The organism is Streptomyces sp. NPDC026206 (genome assembly GCF_040638465.1).
GTDB lineage: Bacteria > Actinomycetota > Actinomycetes > Streptomycetales > Streptomycetaceae > Streptomyces.
In genome coordinates this window covers 56,350-80,177 of sequence record NZ_JBEZYL010000009.1, presented here as the reverse complement: position 1 = coordinate 80,177, position 23,828 = coordinate 56,350, and the positions used below count along the sequence as shown (strand labels likewise).

The 23,828-nt window shown below is 71.9% G+C and carries 21 protein-coding genes; 17 read left to right on the top strand and 4 right to left on the bottom strand.

Features of this window, described 5'->3' with window-relative positions; genetic code table 11:
* Positions 1 to 2 precede the first annotated feature (2 nt).
* The 3 genes from cobT to AB0F13_RS15520 all read left to right on the top strand — a co-directional run bounded on the left by cobT (position 3) and on the right by AB0F13_RS15520 (position 3,610).
* Entirely contained in the window at positions 3 to 1,049 is a 1,047-nt protein-coding gene (gene cobT, locus AB0F13_RS15530; RefSeq protein WP_362081157.1) for a nicotinate-nucleotide--dimethylbenzimidazole phosphoribosyltransferase, read from the top strand.
* A 78-nt stretch (positions 1,050 to 1,127) separates the two neighbouring features.
* Positions 1,128 to 2,894: a phosphatidylglycerol lysyltransferase domain-containing protein gene (locus AB0F13_RS15525; RefSeq protein WP_362081154.1), complete on the top strand. Its 1,767-nt coding sequence runs from the start codon at positions 1,128 to 1,130 to the stop codon at positions 2,892 to 2,894.
* Positions 2,891 to 3,610, top strand: a complete 720-nt coding sequence (locus AB0F13_RS15520) for a hypothetical protein (RefSeq protein WP_362081151.1) — start codon at positions 2,891 to 2,893, stop codon at positions 3,608 to 3,610. Before AB0F13_RS15525 ends, AB0F13_RS15520 begins: the two co-directional genes overlap by 4 nt.
* On the opposite strand, the gene AB0F13_RS15515 is transcribed toward AB0F13_RS15520, so the two are convergent.
* Positions 3,577 to 4,314, bottom strand: a complete 738-nt coding sequence (locus tag AB0F13_RS15515; RefSeq protein ID WP_362081149.1) for a hypothetical protein — start codon at positions 4,312 to 4,314, stop codon at positions 3,577 to 3,579. The genes AB0F13_RS15520 and AB0F13_RS15515 overlap by 34 nt on opposite strands.
* Before the next feature lie 70 nt (positions 4,315 to 4,384).
* On the opposite strand from AB0F13_RS15515, the gene AB0F13_RS15510 reads away from it, so the two are divergent.
* The 6 genes from AB0F13_RS15510 to AB0F13_RS15485 all read left to right on the top strand — a co-directional run bounded on the left by AB0F13_RS15510 (position 4,385) and on the right by AB0F13_RS15485 (position 12,447).
* Positions 4,385 to 5,182, top strand: a complete 798-nt coding sequence (locus tag AB0F13_RS15510) for an adenosylcobinamide-GDP ribazoletransferase (protein WP_362081146.1) — start codon at positions 4,385 to 4,387, stop codon at positions 5,180 to 5,182.
* Between the two features lie 139 nt (positions 5,183 to 5,321).
* Positions 5,322 to 6,845 carry a leucyl aminopeptidase gene (locus AB0F13_RS15505; RefSeq protein ID WP_362081143.1) on the top strand — a complete coding sequence of 508 codons (1,524 nt, stop codon included), beginning with the start codon at positions 5,322 to 5,324 and terminating at the stop codon, positions 6,843 to 6,845.
* A 323-nt stretch (positions 6,846 to 7,168) separates the two neighbouring features.
* The gene (lpdA, locus tag AB0F13_RS15500; RefSeq protein ID WP_362081140.1) at positions 7,169 to 8,557 is read left to right on the top strand and encodes a dihydrolipoyl dehydrogenase; all 1,389 of its coding nucleotides are present in this window, start codon (positions 7,169 to 7,171) and stop codon (positions 8,555 to 8,557) included.
* A gap of 49 nt (positions 8,558 to 8,606) precedes the next feature.
* On the top strand, positions 8,607 to 10,424 hold the full coding sequence (gene sucB / locus AB0F13_RS15495; RefSeq protein WP_362081137.1) for a 2-oxoglutarate dehydrogenase, E2 component, dihydrolipoamide succinyltransferase: 1,818 nt from the start codon (positions 8,607 to 8,609) through the stop codon (positions 10,422 to 10,424).
* Positions 10,425 to 10,605: 181 nt separating this feature from the next.
* Positions 10,606 to 11,229, top strand: a complete 624-nt coding sequence (locus AB0F13_RS15490; protein ID WP_362081134.1) for a GntR family transcriptional regulator — start codon at positions 10,606 to 10,608, stop codon at positions 11,227 to 11,229.
* A gap of 252 nt (positions 11,230 to 11,481) precedes the next feature.
* The gene (locus tag AB0F13_RS15485; RefSeq protein WP_362081131.1) at positions 11,482 to 12,447 is read left to right on the top strand and encodes a WYL domain-containing protein; all 966 of its coding nucleotides are present in this window, start codon (positions 11,482 to 11,484) and stop codon (positions 12,445 to 12,447) included.
* Here the strand turns inward: AB0F13_RS15485 and AB0F13_RS15480 are convergent.
* On the bottom strand, positions 12,438 to 13,367 hold the full coding sequence (locus AB0F13_RS15480) for an SDR family oxidoreductase (RefSeq protein ID WP_362081128.1): 930 nt from the start codon (positions 13,365 to 13,367) through the stop codon (positions 12,438 to 12,440). The two genes, AB0F13_RS15485 and AB0F13_RS15480, sit on opposite strands and share 10 nt — an antisense overlap.
* A 177-nt stretch (positions 13,368 to 13,544) precedes the next feature.
* Between AB0F13_RS15480 and AB0F13_RS15475 the strand changes: the two genes are divergently transcribed.
* From AB0F13_RS15475 to AB0F13_RS15465, 3 genes are all read left to right on the top strand, one after another.
* Positions 13,545 to 14,063, top strand: a complete 519-nt coding sequence (locus AB0F13_RS15475; protein WP_362081591.1) for a DUF4240 domain-containing protein — start codon at positions 13,545 to 13,547, stop codon at positions 14,061 to 14,063.
* An 18-nt stretch (positions 14,064 to 14,081) separates the two neighbouring features.
* Complete coding sequence (locus AB0F13_RS15470; protein WP_362081125.1) at positions 14,082 to 14,978, top strand: TIGR01777 family oxidoreductase; 897 nt, start codon at positions 14,082 to 14,084, stop codon at positions 14,976 to 14,978.
* Between the two features lie 177 nt (positions 14,979 to 15,155).
* Complete coding sequence (locus AB0F13_RS15465; RefSeq protein ID WP_362081122.1) at positions 15,156 to 16,478, top strand: NAD(P)/FAD-dependent oxidoreductase; 1,323 nt, start codon at positions 15,156 to 15,158, stop codon at positions 16,476 to 16,478.
* A 183-nt stretch (positions 16,479 to 16,661) separates the two neighbouring features.
* Here the strand turns inward: AB0F13_RS15465 and AB0F13_RS15460 are convergent, their stop codons facing one another.
* Positions 16,662 to 18,119: a regulator gene (locus AB0F13_RS15460; RefSeq protein ID WP_362081119.1), complete on the bottom strand. Its 1,458-nt coding sequence runs from the start codon at positions 18,117 to 18,119 to the stop codon at positions 16,662 to 16,664.
* A 265-nt stretch (positions 18,120 to 18,384) separates the two neighbouring features.
* On the opposite strand from AB0F13_RS15460, the gene lipB reads away from it, so the two are divergent.
* The 4 genes from lipB to AB0F13_RS15440 all read left to right on the top strand — a co-directional run bounded on the left by lipB (position 18,385) and on the right by AB0F13_RS15440 (position 21,530).
* On the top strand, positions 18,385 to 19,191 hold the full coding sequence (lipB, locus tag AB0F13_RS15455; RefSeq protein ID WP_362081116.1) for a lipoyl(octanoyl) transferase LipB: 807 nt from the start codon (positions 18,385 to 18,387) through the stop codon (positions 19,189 to 19,191).
* Between the two features lie 85 nt (positions 19,192 to 19,276).
* Positions 19,277 to 20,230, top strand: a complete 954-nt coding sequence (lipA, locus tag AB0F13_RS15450) for a lipoyl synthase (protein ID WP_362081113.1) — start codon at positions 19,277 to 19,279, stop codon at positions 20,228 to 20,230.
* A 345-nt stretch (positions 20,231 to 20,575) separates the two neighbouring features.
* Positions 20,576 to 20,836 carry a hypothetical protein gene (locus AB0F13_RS15445; RefSeq protein ID WP_362081110.1) on the top strand — a complete coding sequence of 87 codons (261 nt, stop codon included), beginning with the start codon at positions 20,576 to 20,578 and terminating at the stop codon, positions 20,834 to 20,836.
* A gap of 10 nt (positions 20,837 to 20,846) precedes the next feature.
* Complete coding sequence (locus tag AB0F13_RS15440) at positions 20,847 to 21,530, top strand: DUF4191 domain-containing protein (RefSeq protein ID WP_362081107.1); 684 nt, start codon at positions 20,847 to 20,849, stop codon at positions 21,528 to 21,530.
* A gap of 97 nt (positions 21,531 to 21,627) precedes the next feature.
* Here AB0F13_RS15440 and AB0F13_RS15435 read toward each other — a convergent pair whose 3' ends face one another.
* Positions 21,628 to 22,095, bottom strand: coding sequence for an RDD family protein (locus AB0F13_RS15435; RefSeq protein ID WP_362081104.1), 468 nt, complete (start codon positions 22,093 to 22,095; stop codon positions 21,628 to 21,630).
* Between the two features lie 233 nt (positions 22,096 to 22,328).
* Between AB0F13_RS15435 and glnA the strand changes: the two genes are divergently transcribed.
* On the top strand, positions 22,329 to 23,738 hold the full coding sequence (gene glnA, locus AB0F13_RS15430) for a type I glutamate--ammonia ligase (RefSeq protein ID WP_362081101.1): 1,410 nt from the start codon (positions 22,329 to 22,331) through the stop codon (positions 23,736 to 23,738).
* Positions 23,739 to 23,828: the final 90 nt, after the last annotated feature.

Below are 23,828 nucleotides of genomic sequence, written 5' to 3'. Positions count from 1 at the left end.
GGATGAGCGGTCTGAATCTTGATGACTTCGCCTCGCTGATCGAGCGCCCCGACTCCGGCGTACGGCGGGACGCCGAGGAACGGCGTGAGCGGCTCGGTCCGCGCCCCGGGGCGCTGGGCCGGCTGGACGAGCTGGCCGAGTGGCTCGCGGCCGCGCAGGGGGTCGTGCCGGTCAAGCCGGTGGAGCGGCCCAGGGCGCTGGTCTTCGCGGGCGACCACGGGGTCGCCGCCCTGGAGGTGTCCGGCGGCCCCAAGGGCGGGGCGCGGGAGCTGGTGCGGGCCGCGCTCGACGGGGAGAGCGCCGGGGCGATCCTGGCCCGGCGCTTCGGCGCGGAGCTGCGTGTGGTCGACATGTCGCTGGACTGCGACCCGGGCGAGCTGCCCCAGGACGTCACCCGGCACCGGGTCCGGCGCGGCTCGGGCCGCATCGACATCGAGGACGCGCTGAGCGCCGAGGAGGCGGAGCGGGCCTTCCGCGCCGGGATGGCGATCGCCGACGAGGAGGCCGACTCCGGCACCGACCTGGTGGTCCTCGGTGACCTGAGCGTCGGCGGCACCACGGCGGCGGGCGCCCTGATCGGCGCGCTGTGCGGCACGGACGCGTCCGTGGTCACCGGCCGGGGCGGCTTCGGGATCGACGACCTGGCCTGGATGCGCAAGTGCGCGGCCATCCGCGACGCGCTGCGCCGGGCCCGCCCGGTGCTGGGCGACCAGCTGGAGCTGCTGGCCGCGGTCGGCGGCGCGGACCTGGCCGCGATGACCGGTTTCCTGCTGCAGAGCGCGGTGCGCCGCACCCCGGTGATCCTCGACGGCGTGGTGTCCGCCGCGTGCGCGCTGGTCGCGCAGCGGGTGGCGTTCCGGGCGCCCGACTGGTGGCTGGCCGGGCAGGCGAGCGGCGACCCGGCGCAGGCGAAGGCGCTCGACCGGATGGCACTCAACCCTCTGCTCGAACACGGCGTCACAGTGGGCGAGGGGACAGGGTCACTGCTCGCTCTGCCATTGGTGCAGGCTGCCGCGGCCCTGGCGGCGGAGCTCCCCGAACGCTCCTGACGACGAGGGCCGGCAGGCCCGTAGCCGTCGTGGGCGCCCGGAATCCGCCGTATACGAGGCCCCATATGATTACTTTTCATGGGAGAAGTCCGCTTGACTCCGGATGAGGGCGCTCGCGGTGGCACCTGGCAGCGGCGCGCGGCGTCGTTCGCGGTGTGGTACCTGCGTGCCGTTACGTTCATCAATCTGCTCGGCGCGGTCTGGGTGTCCTTCGGCTCGGACATCCGCCGGCACAACGTCGAGGAGTACTTCACCCCGTATCTGCTGACGGCCGGCTTCGCACCGGCGGTGGTGTCGCTGTTCATGGCCGTCACGCTGCGCCGGCGCAAGCGGGCCGCGTGGATCCTGAACCTGGTGCTGGCAGGGCTGCTCCTGCTGCTGCTGGCGTTCGTGATGTTCTTCCCGGAGTTCCGGCGGCACGCCCTGAACTGGTTCTCCCTGGTGCTCACCGCGCTCTTCGTGCTCGCGCTGCTCGTGGGCCGCAGGGAGTTCTACGCCAAGGGCGACCGCTCCAACCCCAGGCTCGCCACGGCCGTCGCCGCCGGCGGCCTGCTGGTGACCTCGCTGATCGCCGCCGGGCTGGTCACGGTCACCAACCAGGCCACCGACGAGCAGCGCTCCACCTTCCTGGACCGTTGGCACTACGGCGTGATGCGGCTGATCTCGATCGCCGCCGACGACACCCGCTACGCGGGCATCGCCCCGCCGGGCTGGGTCGACGTCGTCATCAACGTGATGAGCACGGTCCTGCTGATCGTCGTGGCGTACGCGGCCTTCCGCTCGCGCCGCGCCACCGACCCGATCACCGCTGGGGACGAGGCGCGGCTGCGCGAGCTGCTCGCCAGGTGGGGCGACCGCGACTCGCTCGGCTACTTCGCCCTGCGCCGCGAGAAGAGCGTCATCTGGTCGCCCTCCGGCAAGTCCGCCGTCACCTACCGCGTCATCGGCGGCGTCTCGCTCGCCTCCGGCGACCCCATCGGCGACCCCGAGGCGTGGCCCGGCGCCATCGAGCCGTGGCTGGCCGAGGCACGCGAGCACGGCTGGATTCCCGCCGTGATGGGCGCGAGCGAGGAGGCCGGCACGATCTACGCCCGGCATGGCATGGACGCCCTGGAGATCGGTGACGAGGCGATCGTGGACACCGCCGAGTTCACCCTCGACGGCCGCGCCATGCGGACCGTGCGCCAGGCCTACAACCGGGTGAAGCGCGCCGGATACACCGTCACCGTCCGGCGGCACGAGGACATCCCCGAGGAGGAGATGGCCGAGCTGCTGCGCCGCGCCGACGACTGGCGCGACGGTGCCACCGAGCGCGGCTTCTCCATGGCGCTGGGCCGGCTGGGCGACCCGGACGACGGGCGGTGCGTGATGCTGGAGTGCACGGACGGCGAGGGCGAGCTGCGCGCCGTGCTGAGCTTCGTGCCGTGGGGCCCCAAGGGCCTGTCGCTGGACCTGATGCGCCGTGACCGGGACTCCGAGAACGGCCTCATGGAGTTCATGGTCATCGAGTTGCTCCAGCGGGCGAGATCCCTCGGCATCACCCAGGTGTCGCTGAACTTCGCCATGTTCCGGTCCGTCTTCGAGCGCGGCTCGCGGCTGGGCGCGGGCCCGGTGCTGCGGATGTGGCGCTCGCTGCTGAGCTTCTTCTCCCGCTGGTGGCAGATCGAATCGCTGTACCGAGCAAATGCGAAATACCGCCCCATCTGGGAGCCTCGTTTCATGCTCTTCGAGAAGAGCAGTGACCTGCTGCGGATCGGTATCGCCAGCGCCCGGGCCGAGGGCTTCCTGGAGGCACCCGGCCTGCCCAAGTGGCTCAACCGCAAGCACTTGGAGAGCCGGCGATGAACCGCGCGGCGCTGCTTCGCGCCGCGCGCACCGAGTGGGGTCCGCTGTATACGGCCGTGTGGGGGACGTTCGCCCGCAAGCGGATGCGGGCCATCCCCATGACGCTCTCGGCCGTCGCCCTCACCGCGGTCTTCCAGATCGTCCAGAACCAGTCCTGGGGCTTCGGGCCCGTCCAGCGACTCGGCTCGGTCCAGGCCCAGCTGCCCTGGTGGCTGGCGCTGCTGCGGACCCCGCTGTCGCTGTTCGTGCCCGCCCTGGACCTGCCCGTGTGGGGGGCGCTCGCCCAGGTCCTGATCGTCTTCGGCCTCGCCGAGGCCGCCCTGGGCATGTGGCGCACCCTGGCCGTCGCGTACGTCGCCACCCTCGTGGGGACGATGTACGCGCGGCTGGCCATCGCCATCGGGCCCGGCTCCGTCCTCGGACTTCCGCCGGAGGCCGCCAGGATCATCGACACCGGCCCGTCGGCGGCGGTCGTCGGCCTGGCGGTGTACGTCTCCTGGCGCTTCCGCGCCTGGTTCACCTGCGCCGCGGTGGCCCTCACCATGGTGGGCGAGGCCCTCATCAAGCCCAACCTGGCGGGCAAGGAGCACATCGCCGCCGTCGCGGCCATGCTGGTGATGTGCGGCCTGGACGAGTTGCGCCGGCAGCGCAAGCCGCACGGCGACGCCCACCGCGAGCGGGATCAGCGGTCGGGGGCGCCCGCCAGCAGGTCGTGAAGCTTGTTGCGCGTCGCTTCCCAGCGCGCGTCGTGCCGGTAGGCGCGCACCCGGGCCCTGCGCCGGGCCCGCGGCCGGTGCCGGTAGAAGCGCCGCGCCCACGGTGAACCCGGCCGGGCCAGCCGCACCGCGCCCACGATGGCCACGAACGGCACCACCGCACCGATCAGGGCGATCCGCGGCTTGCCCTTGGCCAGGGCGAAGAGGGCGATCAGAAAGTTGACCAGGGTGTTGGTCACCACGATGGTGCGGTTCTGCAGCTCGTCCGGCGTCAGCTCGTTCACCCCGAACGGGGCGAAGCCGGAGAGGACCAGGCCCACCAGAGCCGCCGTCAGCACCACCATCTCGACGCTCTTGCGGCCCTGCTCGGTCCAGTAGACGTCGTCCAGGTGCAGGACGAGCGCGAACTCGTCCAGCACCAGCCCGGCGCCCATGCCGAACAGCACCGCCGCCACCGCCGCCCCGAAGCCGTGCCGTCCCTCGGCCACCGCCCCGAAGCCGCCGACCACCATCAGCACCACGCCGGGCACCACGTGGTGGACGTGCATCCCACCGGGCTTGATGTTGCCGAACGGGCCCTTGCCCGCACGGATCAGGCGCGTGATGACACGGGTCACCAGGAACGTCAGTACGAACGCGGTCAGCGCCAGCAGCAGGGGCAGCTTGCCCGGCTCGACGACGTTGCGTGTCAGCCAGTGACCCATCAGACTCCGCTCCCGCATCGCGCCTACCGGCAAAAGTACTGCCCGGAAGGGGCGGGATACCCTGCCCGCGATGACCGACACGACATCCGCCCGCCCGACCCCCGGCGACGCCCTGCGCTTCGCCTTCGGCACCCTCACCGTGCTGCCCGTCCCGCTCACCCGCTGGGACCGGCGGGCCGCGCGCGGCGGGATGCTGGCGGCACCGCTGGCGGGGTTGGTGGTGGGAGGCTGCGCGGCCCTGGCCGGGTGGCTGTTGCTGCTGCTGGGCTCGGGCCCGCTGCTCGCCGCCGTGGCCACGGTCGCGGTGCCCGCGGTGCTCACCCGGGGACTGCACCTGGACGGGCTCGCGGACGTGGCCGACGGGCTGGGCAGCGGCAGGCCCGCCGAGGACGCGCTGCGCATCATGAAGCAGTCCGACATCGGCCCCTTCGGCGTCATCACCCTGCTGCTCACCCTGCTCGGCCAGGTCGCCGCCCTCGCGCAGTTGTACGGCGCAGGCCGGTGGCACGGCGCCGTCGCGGCGGCCGTGGCCGCCCTCGCCGCACGCTGCGCCCTGACCCTCGCCTCCCGCGCCGGCGTCCCGGCGGCCCGCCCCGACGGGCTGGGCGCGGCGGTCGCCGGCGTCGTCCCCCGGCCGGCCGCGCTGGCCGTGGCGGCGCTGACGGCCGCCGTGGCCGCCGGCGCCGGCGCCTTCACCGGCCCGTACGGTGCCCTGCGCGCGGGCCTGGCCGTGCTGCTCGCCCTGGCCGGCGGCGAACTGCTGCTGCGCCACTGCCGGCGCCGCTTCGGCGGGGTCACCGGCGATGTGTTCGGCGCGCTGGCGGAGACCGCCTCGACCGTCGCGCTGCTCGCTCTGACCCTGGGCTGACCGCGCTCGCGGAGATACGCTCTCACGTGCCCGAAGGCCCGAGCCCGAGCGGCAAAAGCGCGGCGCATACGATGCGCAGGGTGCGGCCGGCCACCAGCCATCGGCCGATAATTCGACGGAAGTAGGGACACCCACCACCGTGACTGCTCTGACTCTCAGCACTTCCAGCGCGGCGACGCTGCGCGCGGACGCCATTGTCGTCGGTGTGGCGAAGGGCCCGAAGGGCCCCGTCGTCGCTCCCGGCGCGGAAGCCGTGGACAAGGCGTTCGACGGCAAGCTGGCCACCGTCCTGGAGACCCTCGGCGCCTCCGGCGGCGAGGGCGAGGTGACCAAGCTGCCCGCTCTGTCCGGCCTCAAGGCCCCGGTCGTGCTGGCGGTCGGCCTCGGCGACCTGCCCGCAAAGGGTGACGGCTTCGACGAGGAGACGCTGCGCCGCGCCGCCGGCAGCGCCGCCCGCACGCTGACCGGCGTGAAGAAGGCCGCGTTCGCCCTGCCCGTCGGGGACGCGGAGTCCGTCGCCGCCATCGGTGAGGGCGCGGTGCTGGGTGCGTACACCTTCACCACGTACCGCAGCAACGGCGGCGCGAAGAAGGACGCCAAGGGTGCCCCGCTGGCCGAGGCCACGATCCTGGGCGCCAAGCCCCGCGACAAGGCCTTCAAGGCCGCCGTCGAGCGCGCCACCACCGTGGCCGCCGAGGTCAACCGCGCCCGCGACCTGGTCAACATCCCCTCCAACGACCTCAACCCGAAGTCGTTCGCCACCGAGGCCCAGGCCGCCGCCAAGGAGTTCGGCCTCAAGGTCGAGGTGCTGGACGAGAAGGCGCTGCTCAAGGGCGGCTACGGCGGCCTGATGGGCGTCGGCCAGGGTTCGGCCAACCCGCCGCGCCTGGTGCGCATCGCCTACACCCACCCCAAGGCGGCGAAGACCCTCGCCCTGGTCGGCAAGGGCATCACCTACGACTCGGGCGGCATCTCCCTGAAGCCGGCGGGCCACAACGAGACCATGAAGTGCGACATGAGCGGTGCCGCCGCCGTGTTCGCCGCGGTCGTCGCGGTCGCCAAGCTCGGCCTCGAGGTCAACGTCACCGGCTGGCTGGCCCTCGCGGAGAACATGCCGTCCGGCAACGCCACCCGTCCGGGCGACGTGCTGAAGATGTACAGCGGCAAGACGGTGGAGGTGCTCAACACCGACGCCGAGGGCCGCCTGGTCCTGGCCGACGCCCTGACCCGCGCCTCGCAGGAGAACCCGGACGCGATCGTGGACGTCGCCACCCTCACGGGTGCCATGGTTCTCGCGCTCGGCAACCGCACCTTCGGTGTGATGGCGAACGACGACGCGTTCCGCACCGCGCTCTACGAGATCGCCGAGGAGGTCGGCGAGCCGGCGTGGCCGATGCCGCTGCCGGCCGACCTCCGCAAGAGCATGGACTCTCCCGTGGCCGACCTCGCCAACATGGGTGAGCGCATGGGCGGCGGCCTGGTGGCCGGTCTCTTCCTGCAGGAGTTCGTGGGCGAGGGCATCACCTGGGCGCACCTGGACATCGCGGGCCCGGCCTTCCACGAGAGCGCGCCGTACGGCTACACGCCCAAGGGCGGCACCGGCTCGGCCGTCCGCACCCTGGTCCGGCTTGCCGAGCGCACGGCCGACGGCGACCTCGGCTGACCGCTGCGACCGGTCACGGCTGAACGGCCCCGGGCGTCCGCCCGGGGCCTCAGGCGTCTTTTCGCCACCCCCGCGTCCTGTTCGCTACGGACGAAACTGCACGAATCAGCACGTTCGTACGCGCCGGTAACCCCGTGAAGGTGACGCATCAGTCGTCCCGGACCCCGGCCCGGCGTCCCGTCGTCCGTCAACAAGTGCGAAGATGTTGTCTCGGCAGGACAGGGCCCCCTTATTCACAGGGCCGAAGCACAAGCGGCCGAACAACAGCCGCCGCCCGGTCACGGACGACCGGCAACGGCGTACCCATGCATGGAGGACGTGACGTGGCGAACGACGCCAGCACCGTTTTCGACCTAGTGATCCTCGGAGGCGGTAGCGGCGGTTACGCCGCTGCCCTGCGCGGAGCGCAGCTGGGTCTCGACGTCGCCCTGATCGAGAAGGACAAGCTGGGCGGCACCTGCCTGCACCGTGGCTGCATCCCCACCAAGGCTCTGCTGCACGCCGGCGAGATCGCCGACCAGGCTCGTGAGGCCGAGCAGTTCGGTGTCAAGGCCACCCTTGAGGGCATCGACATCGCGGGCGTCCACAAGTACAAGGACGACGTGATCTCGGGCCTGTACAAGGGCCTGCAGGGCCTGGTCGCCTCCCGCAAGGTCACCTACGTGACCGGCGAGGGCCGCCTGTCCTCCCCGACGTCCGTCGACGTCAACGGCCAGACCTACACCGGCCGCCACGTCCTGCTGGCCACCGGCTCCGTGCCGAAGTCGCTGCCGGGCCTGACCATCGACGGCAACCGCGTCATCTCCTCGGACCACGCGCTGGTCCTGGACCGCGTGCCGAAGTCCGCGATCGTGCTAGGCGGCGGCGTCATCGGCGTCGAGTTCGCCTCCGCGTGGAAGTCCTTCGGCACCGACGTCACCATCGTCGAGGCGCTTCCCCACCTCGTCCCGGTCGAGGACGAGAACAGCTCCAAGCTGCTGGAGCGCGCCTTCCGCAAGCGCGGCATCAACTTCTCCCTCGGCTCCCGCTTCTCGGGCGTGGAATACACGGCCGACGGTGTGAAGGTCTCCCTGGAGAACGGCAAGACCTTCGAGGCCGAGCTGCTGCTCGTCGCCGTGGGCCGTGGCCCGGTCTCCCAGGGCCTGGGCTACGAGGAGGCCGGGGTCGCCATGGACCGCGGCTACGTCCTGGTCGACGAGTACATGCAGACCAACGTGGAGACGGTCTCGGCCGTCGGTGACCTCGTCCCGACCCTCCAGCTCGCGCACGTCGGCTTCGCCGAGGGCATCCTGGTTGCGGAGCGTCTGGCCGGTCTCAAGCCCGTGCCGGTCGACTACGACGGCGTGCCGCGCGTCACGTACTGCCACCCGGAGGTCGCTTCGGTCGGTATCACCGAGGCGAAGGCCAAGGAGCTGTACGGCGCCGACAAGGTCGTCGCTCTGAAGTACAACCTCGCGGGCAACGGCAAGAGCAAGATCCTCAAGACCGCGGGCGAGATCAAGCTCGTCCAGGTGCGGGACGGTGCCGTGGTCGGCGTCCACATGGTCGGCGACCGTATGGGTGAGCAGGTCGGCGAAGCCCAGCTGATCTACAACTGGGAGGCGCTGCCGGCCGAGGTCGCGCAGCTCATCCACGCGCACCCGACGCAGAGCGAGGCTCTGGGCGAGGCCCACCTGGCTCTGGCCGGCAAGCCGCTGCACTCGCACGACTAAGTCCCGAGCGCACCACCATCCGCACTATTCGTAAGGAGCAACCGCAACCATGGCGGTTTCCGTAACCCTGCCGGCGCTCGGCGAGAGCGTGTCCGAGGGCACCGTCACCCGTTGGCTCAAGGCCGAGGGTGAGCGCGTGGAGGCCGACGAGCCGCTGCTCGAGGTCTCCACCGACAAGGTCGACACCGAAATTCCGGCCCCCGCGTCCGGCATCCTGGCCTCCATCAAGGTGGCCGAGGACGAGACGGTCGAGGTCGGCTCCGAGCTGGCGATCATCGACGACGGCTCCGGCGCCCCCGCCGCTGCCGAGGCTCCGGCCGCGGCCGAGGCCCCCGCCCCGGCCGCCGAGGCCCCCGCCGCCCCTGCCCCCGTGGCCGAGGCCCCCGCCGCCGCTCCGGCTGCCGCCGAGGCCCCGGCCGCTCCGGCCGCCGGTGCCGCCGAGGGCACCGACGTCGTCCTGCCCGCGCTGGGCGAGTCGGTCACCGAGGGGACCGTCACGCGCTGGCTCAAGGAGGTCGGCGAGAGCGTCGAGGCCGACGAGCCGCTGCTCGAGGTCTCCACCGACAAGGTCGACACCGAGATCCCGGCCCCGGTTTCCGGCGTGCTGCTGGAGATCGCCGTCGCCGAGGACGAGACCGCCGAGGTCGGCGCCAAGCTCGCCGTGATCGGTTCTGCTGTTGCCGGGGGCGTCGCGGCTCCGGCCGCCGCTGCTCCGGCCGCCCCGGCCCCCGCCCCCGTTCAGGAGGCTCCGGCCGCCCCCGCGGCTCCGGCACCGGCTCCGGCCGCCCCGGCTCCCGCCCCGGCTGCCCCGGCCCCGGCTGCCCCCGTCGCGCCCGCCGCGCCTGCCGCCCCGGCTCCGGCCGCCCCGGCCCCGGCTGCCGCGCCGAAGGCTCCGGCCGCCCCGGCCGCCGTCACCCCGGCTGCCGACGGCGCCTACGTCACCCCGCTGGTGCGCAAGCTCGCCGCCGAGTCCGGCGTCGACCTCACCGCCGTGCAGGGCACCGGCGTCGGTGGCCGCATCCGCAAACAGGACGTGGTGAGCGCGGCCGCCGCGGCCGAGGCCGCCAAGGCCGCGCCGGCTCCGGCCGCCGCCGCCCCGGCTGCCGCCGCCGCGCCGAAGGCCCCGGCTCTGGAGGCGTCCCCGCTGCGCGGTCAGACGGTCAAGATGCCGCGCATGCGCAAGGTCATCGCCGACAACATGATGAAGGCGCTGCACGGCCAGGCGCAGCTGACCTCCGTGGTCGAGGTGGACATCACCAAGATCATGCGGATGCGCAACAAGGCCAAGGACGCGTTCGCGGCTCGCGAGGGCGTCAAGCTCTCCCCGATGCCGTTCTTCGTCAAGGCCGCCGTCCAGGCGCTGAAGGCCCACCCGGTCGTCAACGCCCGGATCAACGAGGACGAGAACACCATCACCTACTTCGACTCCGAGAACGTCGGCATCGCCGTCGACTCGGAGAAGGGCCTGATGACCCCGGTCATCAAGGGTGCGGGTGACCTCAACATCGCGGGCATCGCCAAGAAGACGGCGGAGCTGGCCGGCAAGGTCCGTTCCAGCAAGATCAGCCCGGACGACCTGGCGGGTGCGACCTTCACGATCAGCAACACCGGCTCGCGCGGTGCGCTGTTCGACACGGTCATCGTGCCCCCGAACCAGGTCGGCATCCTGGGTATCGGTGCGACCGTCAAGCGCCCGGTGGTCATCGACCACCCGGAGCTGGGCGAGACCATCGCGATCCGCGACATGACCTACCTGGCGCTCTCCTACGACCACCGTCTGGTGGACGGTGCCGACGCGGCCCGCTACCTGACCACGGTCAAGCAGATTCTGGAGGCCGCCGAGTTCGAGACCGAGATCGGTCTCTGACCCGAGGGCTGCACGCGTTGAGGGGCGCGGCCCCGGTCTCGTACTCCGTACGAGCCGGGGCCGCGCCCTTCGCCTTGCCGGGCTGTATTTCCCGGGGACAACGCCCCGGCCCCCCGGCCGGGCCGGTAGCCGCGGGAAACGCCGATAATGACGTTCCCGGCAGATCCGACCAAGGAGAGAAATGACCCCGCCCGTCGTCCATTCGCTGCGCGAGCAGATCCGCGAGCACATCCTCGAGGGGATCGTCAGCGGGCGCTGGCAGCCGGGCGAGCGGATCGTGGAGCGGCGGATCGCCGCCGAGCTGCTGGTGAGCCAGACCCCGGTGCGCGAGGCGCTGCGCGAGCTGGAGTCGCTGCGGCTGATCGAGTCGGCCCCCAACAAGGGCGTGCGCGTCCGCGATCTGAGCGCGGCCGACCTCAAGGAGTCCTATCCGGTCCGGGCGGGCCTGGAGCGGGTGGCCGCCGAGCTGGCGGCGGACGCGCTGGCGGGTGACGTCTCGGCGCTGGAGCGGGAGGTGGCCGCCCTGCGGACGGCCGATCTGGCGGACGACAGCGAGGCGCAGGCCCGGCACACGGTGGCCTTCCACCGCGAGATCGTGCGGGCCTCGGGGAACTCCGTGCTGCTGCACACCTGGGAGTCGCTGGGCATCGAGGTGTGGACGACGCTGTCGATCCGCTGGCTGAGCCCGGAGCCACGGGCCCACGCGGAGGATCACGCCGCGCTCGTGCGGGCCTTCCGGCAGCGCGATCCGCGAATCGGCGAGCTGTTGAACGCGCACGTCCTGAGCTGCGCGCCCCAGGTCTGAGGCCGCCCCGGACCACCGGAGTCCGGTTCCACTCGTCCAGGCCATTGATCGATCATCGATCAAAGGCGTATCGTCTCCGCCGGAGCCGCGCCGCGCGCCCTGTCCTGTGACGCGGAACGGCTCAGGGGTGACGACAGGACCCCGCGCGCTCGTCCATGCCCTGGCTCGGCACGCGGGCTCCTGTCGTCACGCCCCACTGTCAGTGGCCCCCGAGCGGCGGAGCGCGACCGGCGAACCCGGCATCATGGGCTCATGCGTGCGGCTCGTTTGATCAAGATGGTGCTCCTGCTCCAGACCCGCCCGTCCATGACCGGCACCGAGCTGGCGCGCCACCTGGAGGTCTCCGAGCGTACGGTCGCCCGGGACGTCCTCGCCCTGTCCGAGGCCGGCGTGCCCGTCTACGCCGACCGCGGCCGCGCAGGCGGCTACCGCCTGATCGGCGGCTACCGCACACGTCTCACCGGCCTGGGCCGCACGGAGGCCGAAGCCCTCTTCCTCTCCGGCGTGCCGTCCGCGCTGCGCGACATGGGCCTGGCGGACGCGGCCTCCGCCGCCCGTCTGAAGGTCTCCGCCGCGCTCCTGCCCGAACTCAGCGACGCCCCCGCGAGCGCCGCCCAGCGCTTCCACCTGGACGCCCCCGGCTGGTGGGCCCACCACGACGCGCCCGCCCTGCTGCCCGCCCTCGCGGACGCGGTCTGGGACGACCGCCGCGTGACCGCCCGCTACAGCTCGCGGGGCACCGAGGCGGAGCGGGACCTGGAGCCGTACGGCCTCGTCCTCAAGGCGGGCGTGTGGTATCTGGCGGCCCGCGCCGGCGAGGACTTCCGCGTCTACCGGGTGGACCGCTTCACCGCGGCCACCGTGGGCGAGGAGAGGTTCCGCCGCCTTGCGGACTTCGACCTGCCGGCCTTCTGGGTGGAGCGTGCGGCGCAGTTCGCCCGCTCGATCCTGCGCGACCGGGTGAAGTTGCGCCTGTCCCCCGCCGGAGCGCGCGGGCTGCCGCATGCGACCGACCCCGCGGCGGCCCGGGAGGCCCTCGCGGAGGCCGGGGCCCCCGACGGCCTGGGCCGGGTCACGCTCACACTGCCGGTGGAGACGCTCGATGTGGCGTACGAACAACTGCTCGCGCTGGGCCCGGAGGCGGAGGTGCTGGGGCCGCCGGAGCTGCGCGAGCGGTTCGCGCGGGCGGCGGCCCGGGCCGGCGCCCTCTACCGGTAGTCGTCGGCGGTCCCGGCCCCGCCGCCGAAGACGACGTCCTTGAAGTACGCGAAGCAGTCGGGCCGTGACCCGTCGGCGTCGTCGAACCCGTAGACCTCGGCCAGCTCACCGCTGGAGACCGACCGGCCGTTCCAGCGCGCGCGGTCCGGGTCGGCGGCGAGCGCCGCCACGCCGCGGCCGATGAAGACCGGGGACTCGGAGATCGCGAAGTGCGGGCTCTTCTCCACCGCGTCCCGCCACGTGGCCTCGGTGACACCGAAGTGGTCGAGCATCGCCTCCGAGCGCAGGAAACCGGGCGTCAGGCACACCGCCGTACCGCCGTACTCCTTCAGCTCCTGGGAGAGCCCGAAGGCCATGCGGATGGGGGCGTACTTCGCCAGGTCGAAGAAGAGGTTCTCCCGGTAGGTCCGGTTGAACTCCTCCGTGCCGTCGGTGATCTCCACAACGAGTCCCCCGGGCCGCCGGATCAACAGCGGAAGGGCGAAGTGACTGGTGATGACGTGGGTGTCCACGGAGAGCCGCAGCATTCGCAGGCCCTTCTCCAGGTCCACTTCCCACACCTTCGTGCCGAACTCGATCAGGTGATCTCCGCCCCACACGTCGTTGACGAGGATGTCGAGCCGCCCGTGATCGCGGTCGATGCGCTCGACGAGGGCCCGCACCTGCTCCGGCTCCAAGTGGTCGGTGGGCACGGCGATGCCGGTGCCGCCGGCGGCGGTCACCAGTTCGGCGGTCTCCTCGATGGTCTCGGGCCGGTCGACCTCGCTGCGCCGAGCGCGCGTGGAACGCCCCGTCACATAGACGACGGCGCCCGCGGCCCCCAGTTCCACGGCCATGGCCCGCCCCGCACCCCGCGTGGCGCCCGCGACCAGGGCGATGCTTTCCGCCGGCAGCGGGCCTGCGGTCTCCGATGCAGTCACGAAAGGTGTCCTCTCCCTCGGCCTTCGATGACAGGAGCGACACTCGCAGCTATACCGGACACCTCCTGTCCTGTATTTCCGGCGACTGAACACCGGACCCACCGATAACAACACGGCCGCATCCGGCCCGCTCCGGGTGCGTCGCCCAGCGTCAGGACCGATGCTGGTCCCGTGATGATGGACGAGACGGAGTTCTGGGAGCTGATCGACAGCGCACGCGAGACCGCAGAGGGAGACCCCGAGGACCAGGCCGACGCCCTGATCGAGAGGCTGATGCAGCTCGATCCGGACGCCGTGCTCGACTTCGCCCGGCACTTCGAGGCGCGGTACAACCGGGCGTACCTCTGGGACCTGTGGGGTGCGGCGGCCGTGCTGCTCGACGGCGCGAGCGACGACGTCTTCGACTACTTCCGCTGCTGGCTGATCGGCCAGGGCAGGGAGGTCTTCGAGGGCGCCGTGCACGACCCGGACGCCCTCGCGGAGCTGCTGGACGACTTCGACGAAGAGGTGGACGGGGACGGTGAGGACCTCGGCTACGCGGCGGACGAGGCGTACGAGCAGCTGACGGGGGCCGAGACGCCCGACCTCGGGCTGCCGCCCCAGCCGGCCGAACCGCTCGGTACGCCGGTGGACCTGGAGTCCGAGGCGGTACTGGCCGAACGCTTCCCGAGGCTGTGGGAAAGATTCAGGACCTGAGGGGAGCACGGGCCAGACATGCGGATCGCGGTAACCGGTTCCACCGGCCTCATCGGCAGGGCCCTGGTGCGCTCCCTGGAGACCGACGGCCACCACGTCGTACGCCTGGTGCGCCGTCCGCCCGCTGATGCCCGCGAGGCCCAGTGGGACCCGCGGCGCCAGTGGGTGGACACCGGAGCCCTGGCCGGCTGCGAGGCCGTGGTGCACCTGGCCGGGGCCGGGGTGGGCGACCACCGCTGGACGGACGCCTACAAGAAGGAGATCCGCGACAGCCGGGTCCACGGCACAGGAGCGATCGCCGAGGCCGTGGCGTCCCTCGGCGAGCCGCCGCGCGTCCTGCTCAGCGCCAGCGCGACCGGCATCTACGGCGACACGGGGACGCGGACCGTCGACGAGAGCACCCCGCCCGGCCACGGCTTCCTGGCCGGCGTCTGCCAGGACTGGGAGGAGGCGACGGGCGCCGCGGCGGAGGCCGGCGTACGCACGGTGCTCCTGCGCACCGGCCTGGTCGTCTCCCGCGAGGGCGGAGCCTGGGCCCGCCTCTTCCCGCTCTTCGGACTGGGCCTCGGGGGGCGGCTGGGGAGCGGACGGCAGTACTGGAGCTTCATCGCCCTGCACGATCACATCGCCGCCCTGCGCCACCTCCTGGACTCCCCCTCTCTCTCGGGCCCGTTCAACCTCACCGCACCGCATCCGGTCACCAACCGCGAGGTGACCGAGGCGATGGGGCGCGTACTGAAGCGTCCGACGCCCTTCCCGGCGCCCGCTCCGGCGCTCAGGCTCGCGCTGGGCGGCATGGCCACAGAAGTGCTGGCCAGCCAGCGGGTCCTGCCCCGGCGGCTGCTGGACTCGGGCTTCGGCTTCGCGTTCCCGGACATCGAGAGCGCCGTACGCGCGGCGCTGGGGAAGAGTTGACGCACCCGGTCCCCGCACCGGAACGGCGATGTGTGCGACCGCTGTGCGACCGTGCTCGCCCTGTGCGCGACTGTTATTGACCGGATTTCTCTCTACGGTCGAGGCGAACTCGCGCATCGCCGCCGCCGGTTGAGGGCATCAGGCCCCCGAGCGAGCGGACCGACCCCGGGAGGGCACGTGCTCAGCAGCGCACGCCACACCGCACACCACGCTGACGTCGTCGTCGTGGGAGCCGGCCTGGCCGGCCTCTCTGCGGCTCACCATCTCATCAGCGCCGGGGTAACAGTCACCGTCCTGGAGGAAGCCCCTTACCCGGGCGGCCGCATGACGACCGAAGAGGTCGACGGCTTCCTGCTGGACCGCACGGGCCAGCTGCTCAACACCTCGTTCCCGGAGCTGCTCCGCACCCCCGGCCTGGAGGCGCTCAAGCTGCGCCCCTTCACCCCCGGAGTGCTGGTCCACACCGACGGGCGCAACCACCGCACCGGCGAACTCCGCGGCGCCAAGCGCGCCTTCACCACGGCCCGCGCCTTCGCGGCGGCCCGGGCCTCACGGAGCGCCGGCCTCGATCAGGCGCGGCTCGGCGCGGCACTGGCCCGCCTTGCCGCGCTGCCCATCGACCGGATGCTGGCCCGCCCGGACCGCCCCACGGCCACGACGCTCACCAGCCGCGGCCTGCCGACCCGCACGGTGGAAGGCTTCCTGCGCCCCCTCCTCGCATCCCTGCTGTCCGACCCGGACCTCACCACATCCAGCCGCTGCGCGGACCTGGTGCTGCGCGGCTACGCACGCGGGCGCCTGTGCCTCCCGGCCGGAGGCGCGGGGGTCATCCCCCGGCTGCTGGCGGCCCAGTTGCCGCAGGACACAATCCGTACAGGCGTCCAGGCCACGTCCGTCGGCACCACGTCCGTCGGCACGGCGGCGCACGGGGAGCTCAAGTGCCGTTCGGTGATCGTGGCGACGGGCGCCCGCGCCGCCGCCGAACTGATCCCGGGCCTGCGGCTGCCCGGCTTCCACCCCGTGACGGTCCTGCACCACACGGCGGACTCGCCGCCCCTGCGCGACGCCTCCCTGATCCTGACGGGGACCCACCGGGGCCCGGTCGCGCACACGACGGTGGCCAGCGAGGTGGACCCCGACCGCGCGCCCCTGGGCCGGACCCTGATCAGCTCGACGGTCCTGGGCACGGCGGCGGCGCTCCCGACGGCCGAACTGGACCGCGCGGCCCGGGCCCAGCTGTCCCGGGTCTACAACACCTCCACCACCACCTGGCGCCTCCTGGCCGCCCACCACGACCCGGACGCGGTCCCCGCGATGCCGGCCCCCCACGACGTCCGCCGCCCGGTCCGGCTCCTGTCGGGCCTCTACGTCTGCGGCGATCACCGCGACACCAGCACGGTCCAGGGCGCCCTCTTCTCCGGCCGCCGCGCCGCCCAAGCAGTCCTCCGCGACCTGGGCATCCGTCCGGGCTACGCCGCCCAGAGCCTGCGGGCGGCGTAACTCCGCCGCCCGCTGACCCGTACCCAGCCGATCGAAGGACGGCCCGCGGGCAGGCCACCGACGGTGGGCCGGGGCGGAACGGGCCGCCCCTGCCGCCGCGTGGTGCACGCGCCTGCGGCGGGTGGATCGAGCGGGCGGCCCGGCGACCCGCAACAGGCAGTGGGCTCACCGGGCGGCCGAACGTCAGAGCCCCGCCACCTTCTCCCGGTACGCCCGCACCGCCGCCGCATCCCGATAGGGCTCCAGCCGCCGCTCGAAGTCCCGCACACACTCCAGCGCCCGCACCGACCGCATCTCCATCGACTGCTGCGCCGCCTCGGCCCCCAGCAGGCAGGCCTGCTCCAGCTCCCCCAGCCCCAGCCGCGCCGACGCCAGCACCACCCGGCAGAAGAGCCGGCTCCGCGCGTACGCCGGGCTCCGCAGCTGCAAGGACCGTTCTGCGTGCTGCGCCGCGGCCCGGTACTGCTGCAGATCCCGGTGGCAGTGCGCGAAGTCGTCCGCGAGCTGCGCCTCGTCGAAGAAGCGCGCCCAGTACGGCACGTCGTCCCCCGCCCGCGAGGTCTCCAGCGCCCGCTCCGCCCGCGCCAGCGACGCCGAGCAGGCCCGTACCTCGCCCAGCACACCCTGCCCGCGCGCCTCCACCGCGTGCAGCAGCGACTGCACGACGGGCGGGGCGCTCGACCCCACCCCCTGCTGCGCCACCCGCGCCAGCTGGACGGCCTCGCGCCCGTGCCCGAGGTAGACGGCCTGCCGGCTCATCGTGACGAGGACGAACGAGCCGTAGGCCCGGTCCCCCGCGGCCTGGGCGAGCCGCAGCGCCTGCACGTAGTAGCGCTGCGCGAGCCCGTGCGCGGCGATGTCGTAGGAGGTCCACCCGGCGAGCCGGGTGAGGTCCGCGGCCGCCCCGAAGAGCCGCCGCCCGGTCGTCTCCCCGTACGTCCCGCGCAGCATCGGCTCCGTCTCGTGCTCCAGGTACCGCACGAGGGCCTGCCGGGCGTGGCCGCCGCCGTAGGCGTGGTCGATGGTCCGGAAGAGCTCTCCCACGGACCGCAGTGCCGCGATGTCGCCCATGGAGACCCGGCTGCCGGGTGCCCGCTCGGCGAGCCGCTGGCGTGGCAGCGACACCTGCCCGCCGCGCGCCTGGAGCGGTGGGCGCGCGCCCTCGCCCGAGGGCGCGGGGCTCGCGCCGCGCGCCACCTTCTCGTCCGCGCGCCCGATGAGCCAGTCACGGCTCGGCACCACGAGCCCGGCCGGGGTGAATGCGATCTTCCGCAGCTCGGTGTGGCTGCCGGAGTCCTTTCGCCACAGCCCGCTGACGATGTCAATGGCCTCCTCGGGCGACGCGGCGAATTCCAGCCCGGCGTACACGGGGGCGCATGCGTCCAGCCCCAGGTCCTGGGCCGAAAGCCGCCGCCCGAGCCGTCGGGTGAACACCTCGGCGATCAGCGCGGGGGTCGTGCCGCGGGGCTGCTGCCCGCGCAGCCACCGGGTGACCGAGGTCTTGTCGTATCGCAGGTCGAGCCCGTGCTCGAGCCCCAATTGATCGACGCGGCGGGCGAGGCCCGCGTTGGAAAAGCCGGCCTCCGCGATGAGCGCAGCGAGCTGACGGTTGGGGATGCGCTGTGGGGGTCGTTCCGTCATCAGCCTGCCGGTCTCCCTGGATCTTTGTTCCTGGAACGGCGTGAACTTAGCGGCCCCCGCCGCCCCGATCGCCACCTTCGCCCCGCATTCATCCGATCGTGTGAGGACAGATCAAATCGCCTCGGAAGATCACTCCGGGCGACGGCCGCCTGCTGGGTTGCCGGACCTCCGCCGTACAGTGGCAAGGACGTGCCGCATGCCGGGGCACGCCGAGACCGAACGAGACAGACCGAGTGACAACCAACCGGTTCGAAGAGGAGCTGCCGTGACTGAGCTGCGCTTTGTCCACCTGGGCTTCGGGGCTGACGCCGTCGAGTACCAGGAGGCGTGGCAGGAGCAGCGGAGGGTCCACTCGGCCCGGTTCGCCGACGAGATCCCGGACACCTGCCTGCTGCTGGAGCACCCGGCGGTCTATACGGCGGGACGGCGCACGGAGGACAGCGAGCGCCCCCTGGACGGCACACCCGTGGTGGACGTGGACCGGGGCGGCAAGATCACCTGGCACGGCCCGGGCCAGCTCGTCGGTTACCCCATCCTGAAGCTCCCCCGCCCGGTGGATGTGATCGCGCACGTCCGCCGCCTGGAGGAGGCCCTGATCCGCACGTGTGCGGAGCTCGGCCTGGAGACGACCCGGGTGGAGGGCCGCAGCGGTGTGTGGGTGCTGGGGGACGCCAAGGAGGCGGCGGACCAGCGCGCGGCCCTCGGCGGACTCAGCCTGGACTTCGACCCCCGACTGGCGGACGACGAGTTCGACCCCCGGCTGAACGGCCCGGAGTACGCCCCGTCCAACGCCGGCCAGCGCCGCGAGGACCGCAAGCTGGCGGCGATCGGCATCCGGATCGCCAAGGGCGTCACGATGCACGGCTTCTCGCTGAACTGTGATCCGGACAACACCTGGTTCGACCGGATCGTCCCCTGCGGCATCCGCGACGCCGGTGTGACCTCGCTCTCCAACGAGCTGGGCCGCCGGGTGGCCGTGACGGAGGTGGTCCCGCTGATGGAAAGGCATCTGCGGGAGGTCCTGGAGGCGGAGGAGCCCGTCCCCCGGGCGGTAGAGGCCCAGGCGAGCTGACCGGGTCCCCCCGGCCGTCAGGGCAGAGGAAATAACGGGCGTACCCTGGTGTTCGCCGAGGAATCGAAGTCATAGGGAGCCGGACGTGTCCGCTGTCGCACCCGACGGACGCAAGATGCTGCGCTTGGAGGTCCGGAACGCCCAGACCCCCATCGAGCGCAAGCCCGAGTGGATCAAGACCAGGGCGAAGATGGGCCCCGAGTACACCGAGCTGCAGGGCCTGGTGAAGCGCGAGGGCCTGCACACGGTGTGCCAGGAGGCGGGCTGTCCCAACATCTACGAATGCTGGGAGGACCGCGAGGCCACGTTCCTCATCGGCGGCGACCAGTGCACCCGGCGCTGTGACTTCTGCCAGATCGACACCGGCAAGCCGCAGGCCCTGGACCGCGACGAGCCGCGCCGCGTGGGCGAGTCCGTCGTCACGATGGACCTGAACTACGCCACCATCACCGGCGTGGCCCGCGACGATCTCCCGGACGGCGGCGCCTGGCTGTACGCCGAGACCGTGCGCCAGATCCACCTGCAGACCGCCGGCCGCGAGGGCGGTCACACCGGGGTCGAGCTGCTCGCCCCCGACTTCAACGCGGTCCCCGAGCTGCTCGACGAGGTCTTCGCCTCCCGCCCGGAGGTCTTCGCGCACAACGTCGAGACGGTCCCGCGCATCTTCAAGCGGATCCGCCCCGGCTTCCGCTACGAGCGCTCGCTCGAGGTCATCACGCGGGCCCGCGAGGCCGGCCTGGTGACGAAGTCGAACCTGATCCTCGGCATGGGCGAGACGCGCGAGGAGATCAGCGAGGCGCTGCACGACCTGCACGAGGCGGGCTGCGAGCTGATCACCATCACCCAGTACCTGCGCCCGTCGGTGCGCCACCACCCGGTGGAGCGCTGGGTGAAGCCGCAGGAGTTCGTGGAGCTGAAGGAGGAGGCGGACGAGATCGGCTACGCCGGTGTCATGTCCGGCCCCCTGGTCCGTTCCTCCTACCGCGCGGGCCGGCTGTACCAGCAGGCGATCGAGCGGCGTAGCCGAGCTGAAGCGTAGGTCGAGGGTCCGTCCGAGGAACGAGGGCGGGCACTCGGCCGCAGCGCAAGCGAGGCGGAGCGCGACCAACAACGCCGAGCGGCGTAGCCGAGCTGAAGCGTAGGTCGCCGCTCATCCCGGCCTTGACCCCAGCGGTCCGACGCGGCCCGCACCCCCGGTGACAGTCCGGGCGGTGCGGGCCGCGTCAACGTTTCATAGGTGTTTGACCAACAGGTCATCCGTTGGTAACACCGTTCAGTGACGATGGATGTACGCACAGCAGTACGACACGGCACGACAGCAGTGCGCGCAGCACGATCCACACCCTCCACGCCCCACCTTTTCCGCTTCCGAGGGGACACCGACATGCAGGCCGCGCCCGGTACCGCAGTCTTGGCGACCGCCACCCGCGCCTCTTCCGCTCTGCCTTCCACACTCTCCGTACGACCGCCATCCGTGACCGGGGCCCTGCGCGCACTGGAGGAATTGCTGATGCGCGGCGGTCAGCGCACAGCCCGCCGAAACGCCTGGACAGCGGTGCTGGAGGACCGCCGCAGGGCCAAGGACCGGCGCGAGGCACAGCACGTGCTGGAGGCCGTGGCCACCCCTGGCCCGCGAGCCACGTAAACTTCGCCGTATGGCGAGGAAGGAAACATCCGAGAACCCCGGGCGACTGAAGCAGATCGCCCTGACCTACAAGATGACCAAGAAGGTCGACTCGAAGGTCGGTCTTGTCGTCGCGGCTGTGGGCATTGTCACCTTCGGTGTACTCCTTGCCATCGGCTTCTGGATCGACCACCCGATTTACCTGGGCATCCTGGGCTTCCTGCTGGCGTTCCTCGCGATGGCGATCGTCTTCGGACGACGCGCCGAGCGCGCTGCCTTCGGGCAGATGGAAGGCCAGCCGGGAGCGGCCGCCGCGGTCCTGGAGAACATCCGGCGCGGTGGCTGGACGACCACTCCCGCGGTGGCGATGAACCGCAGCCAGGACGTCGTCCACCGGGCCGTCGGCAAGGCCGGCATCGTGCTCGTCGGCGAGGGCAACCCCAACCGGGTCAAGGCCCTGCTGGCCGCCGAGAAGAAGCGCATGGCGCGCATCGTCGCGGACGTGCCGGTGCACGACATCGTCGTGGGTGACGGCGAGGGCCAGGTGTCGCTGCAGAAGCTGCACACCACGCTGCTGAAGCTGCCGCGGGTGCTGCCCGGCGCGCAGGTGACGGCCGTGAACGACCGCCTGCGGGCACTGGGCGACCTGATGAGCAACATGCCGATCCCGAAGGGGCCGATGCCGAAGGGCACCCGGATGCCGAAGGGCCGCTGACCGAAACCGTAAGACGAAGGGGCGGGCGGGAACCGAATGGTTCCCGCCCGCCCCTTCGCCATGCGCTGTGCGTCGTCGCCCAGGCGTCGTTCGAGGATCAGATCCGGACCTGGACGGCCCGGGCGAACCGGTCGTGCAGGCCGCGCGTGTCGCGGTCCCAGACGACGGCGGGCACGACGAGCACCAGGAGCACGCTCCTCAGCAGCACCCGCGGCAGGGACAGCCGGGCGCCGTCCTCACCGATGACGCGCAGGCCCAGCAGGCGCTTGCCGGGGGTGCAGCCGACCGTACCCACGGTGAGCAGGCTGAGTACGAAGAAGATCGCCAGCGCCCAGTTGCCCGCTCGCTGCGGGTCACCGTGCGCGAGAAAGCCGTATGCGATGAGCATGGAGAGCGCCCAGTCGATGGCGAGGGCCCCGAAGCGCCGCCCGAGCGGGGCGATGGCCCCCGGCCCGCTCTCCGGCAGCCCCAGGCGCTCGCCCCGGTGGCCGAATTCGATGCCCATGTCCTCCGCTGCCGCACGGGGGCCGGAGAGCCATGATCCGATTGCTTGCCTGTTGTCCACCCATCCACGGTACTGCGACCGCATACGTTCCCCGGGGCCCGGGTCCTGCGAAAGCCACCGCGCGCACGTCGCGTGACAGGACACCGACCGCGCGGCGGTTAACCTCGGCGAAACAAATGGGTCATGCTTGGGAAATCCCGTCTCTCTAGGGTCGGCCGCAGCGCGCCATTGCGATACGGACCGCGCCACCGAAGCAATCCCCGACCGCGTTCGGCCGGGCTAGGAGGAGTTGGATGTTCCAGAACGCCGACGAGGCCAAGAAGTTCATCAAGGATGAGGACGTCAAGTTCGTCGACGTCCGATTCTGCGACCTGCCTGGCGTGATGCAGCACTTCACGATCCCGGCCGCGGTCTTCGACCCGAACGAGGAGCTGGCGTTCGACGGCTCCTCCATCCGTGGCTTCCAGGCCATTCACGAGTCGGACATGGCGCTGCGCGCGGACCTGTCCACGGCCCGGATGGACCCGTTCCGCCGCGACAAGACGCTCAACATCAACTTCTTTATCCACGACCCGATCACGGGCGAGCAGTACAGCCGCGACCCGCGCAACATCGCCAAGAAGGCCGAGGCCTACCTCGCCTCCACCGGCATCGCGGACACCGCGTACTTCGGCCCCGAGGCCGAGTTCTACGTCTTCGACAGCGTGCGCTTCAACACCGCCGCGAACGAGTCCTTCTACCACATCGACTCCGAGGCCGGCGCCTGGAACACCGGTGCGGTCGAGGACAACCGCGGTTACAAGGTCCGTTACAAGGGCGGCTACTTCCCGGCCCCGCCGGTCGACCACTTCGCCGACCTGCGCGCCGAGATCTCCCTTGAGCTGGACAAGGCCGGCCTGCAGGTCGAGCGCCAGCACCACGAGGTCGGCACGGCCGGCCAGGCGGAGATCAACTACAAGTTCAACACGCTGCTCGCCGCGGCCGACGACCTGATGCTCTTCAAGTACATCGTGAAGAACGTCGCCTGGCGCAACGGCAAGACCGCGACCTTCATGCCCAAGCCGATCTTCGGCGACAACGGCTCCGGCATGCACGTCCACCAGTCGCTGTGGTCCAACGGCGACCCGCTCTTCTACGACGAGCAGGGCTACGCGGGCCTCTCCGACACCGCCCGCTACTACATCGGCGGCATTCTCAAGCACGCCCCGTCGCTGCTGGCGTTCACCAACCCCACGGTGAACTCCTACCACCGCCTGGTGCCCGGCTTCGAGGCCCCGGTCAACCTGGTCTACTCCCAGCGCAACCGCTCCGCCGCGATGCGCATCCCGATCACGGGCTCCAACCCCAAGGCCAAGCGCGTCGAGTTCCGCGCCCCGGACCCGTCCTCGAACCCCTACCTCGCCTTCTCGGCCCTCCTCCTGGCCGGCCTCGACGGCGTCAAGAACAAGATCGAGCCCGCCGAGCCGATCGACAAGGACCTCTACGAGCTCGCCCCCGACGAGCACGCCAACGTCCCCCAGGTCCCCACCTCCCTCCCGGCGGTCCTCGAGGCCCTCGAGGCGGACAACGAGTACCTCCAGGCCGGCGGTGTCTTCACCTCCGACCTGATCGAGACCTGGATCGACTACAAGCGCACGCAGGAGATCGCCCCGATCCAGCTGCGCCCGCACCCGCACGAGTTCGAGATGTACTTCGACATCTAAGACGCGGCTTCGCGCCTGGAGCGCGGATGCCTCCGAGCCCCGTCAACGCCCATCGGGCGGTGGCGGGGCTCAGTGCTGCGCCCGGAGCGA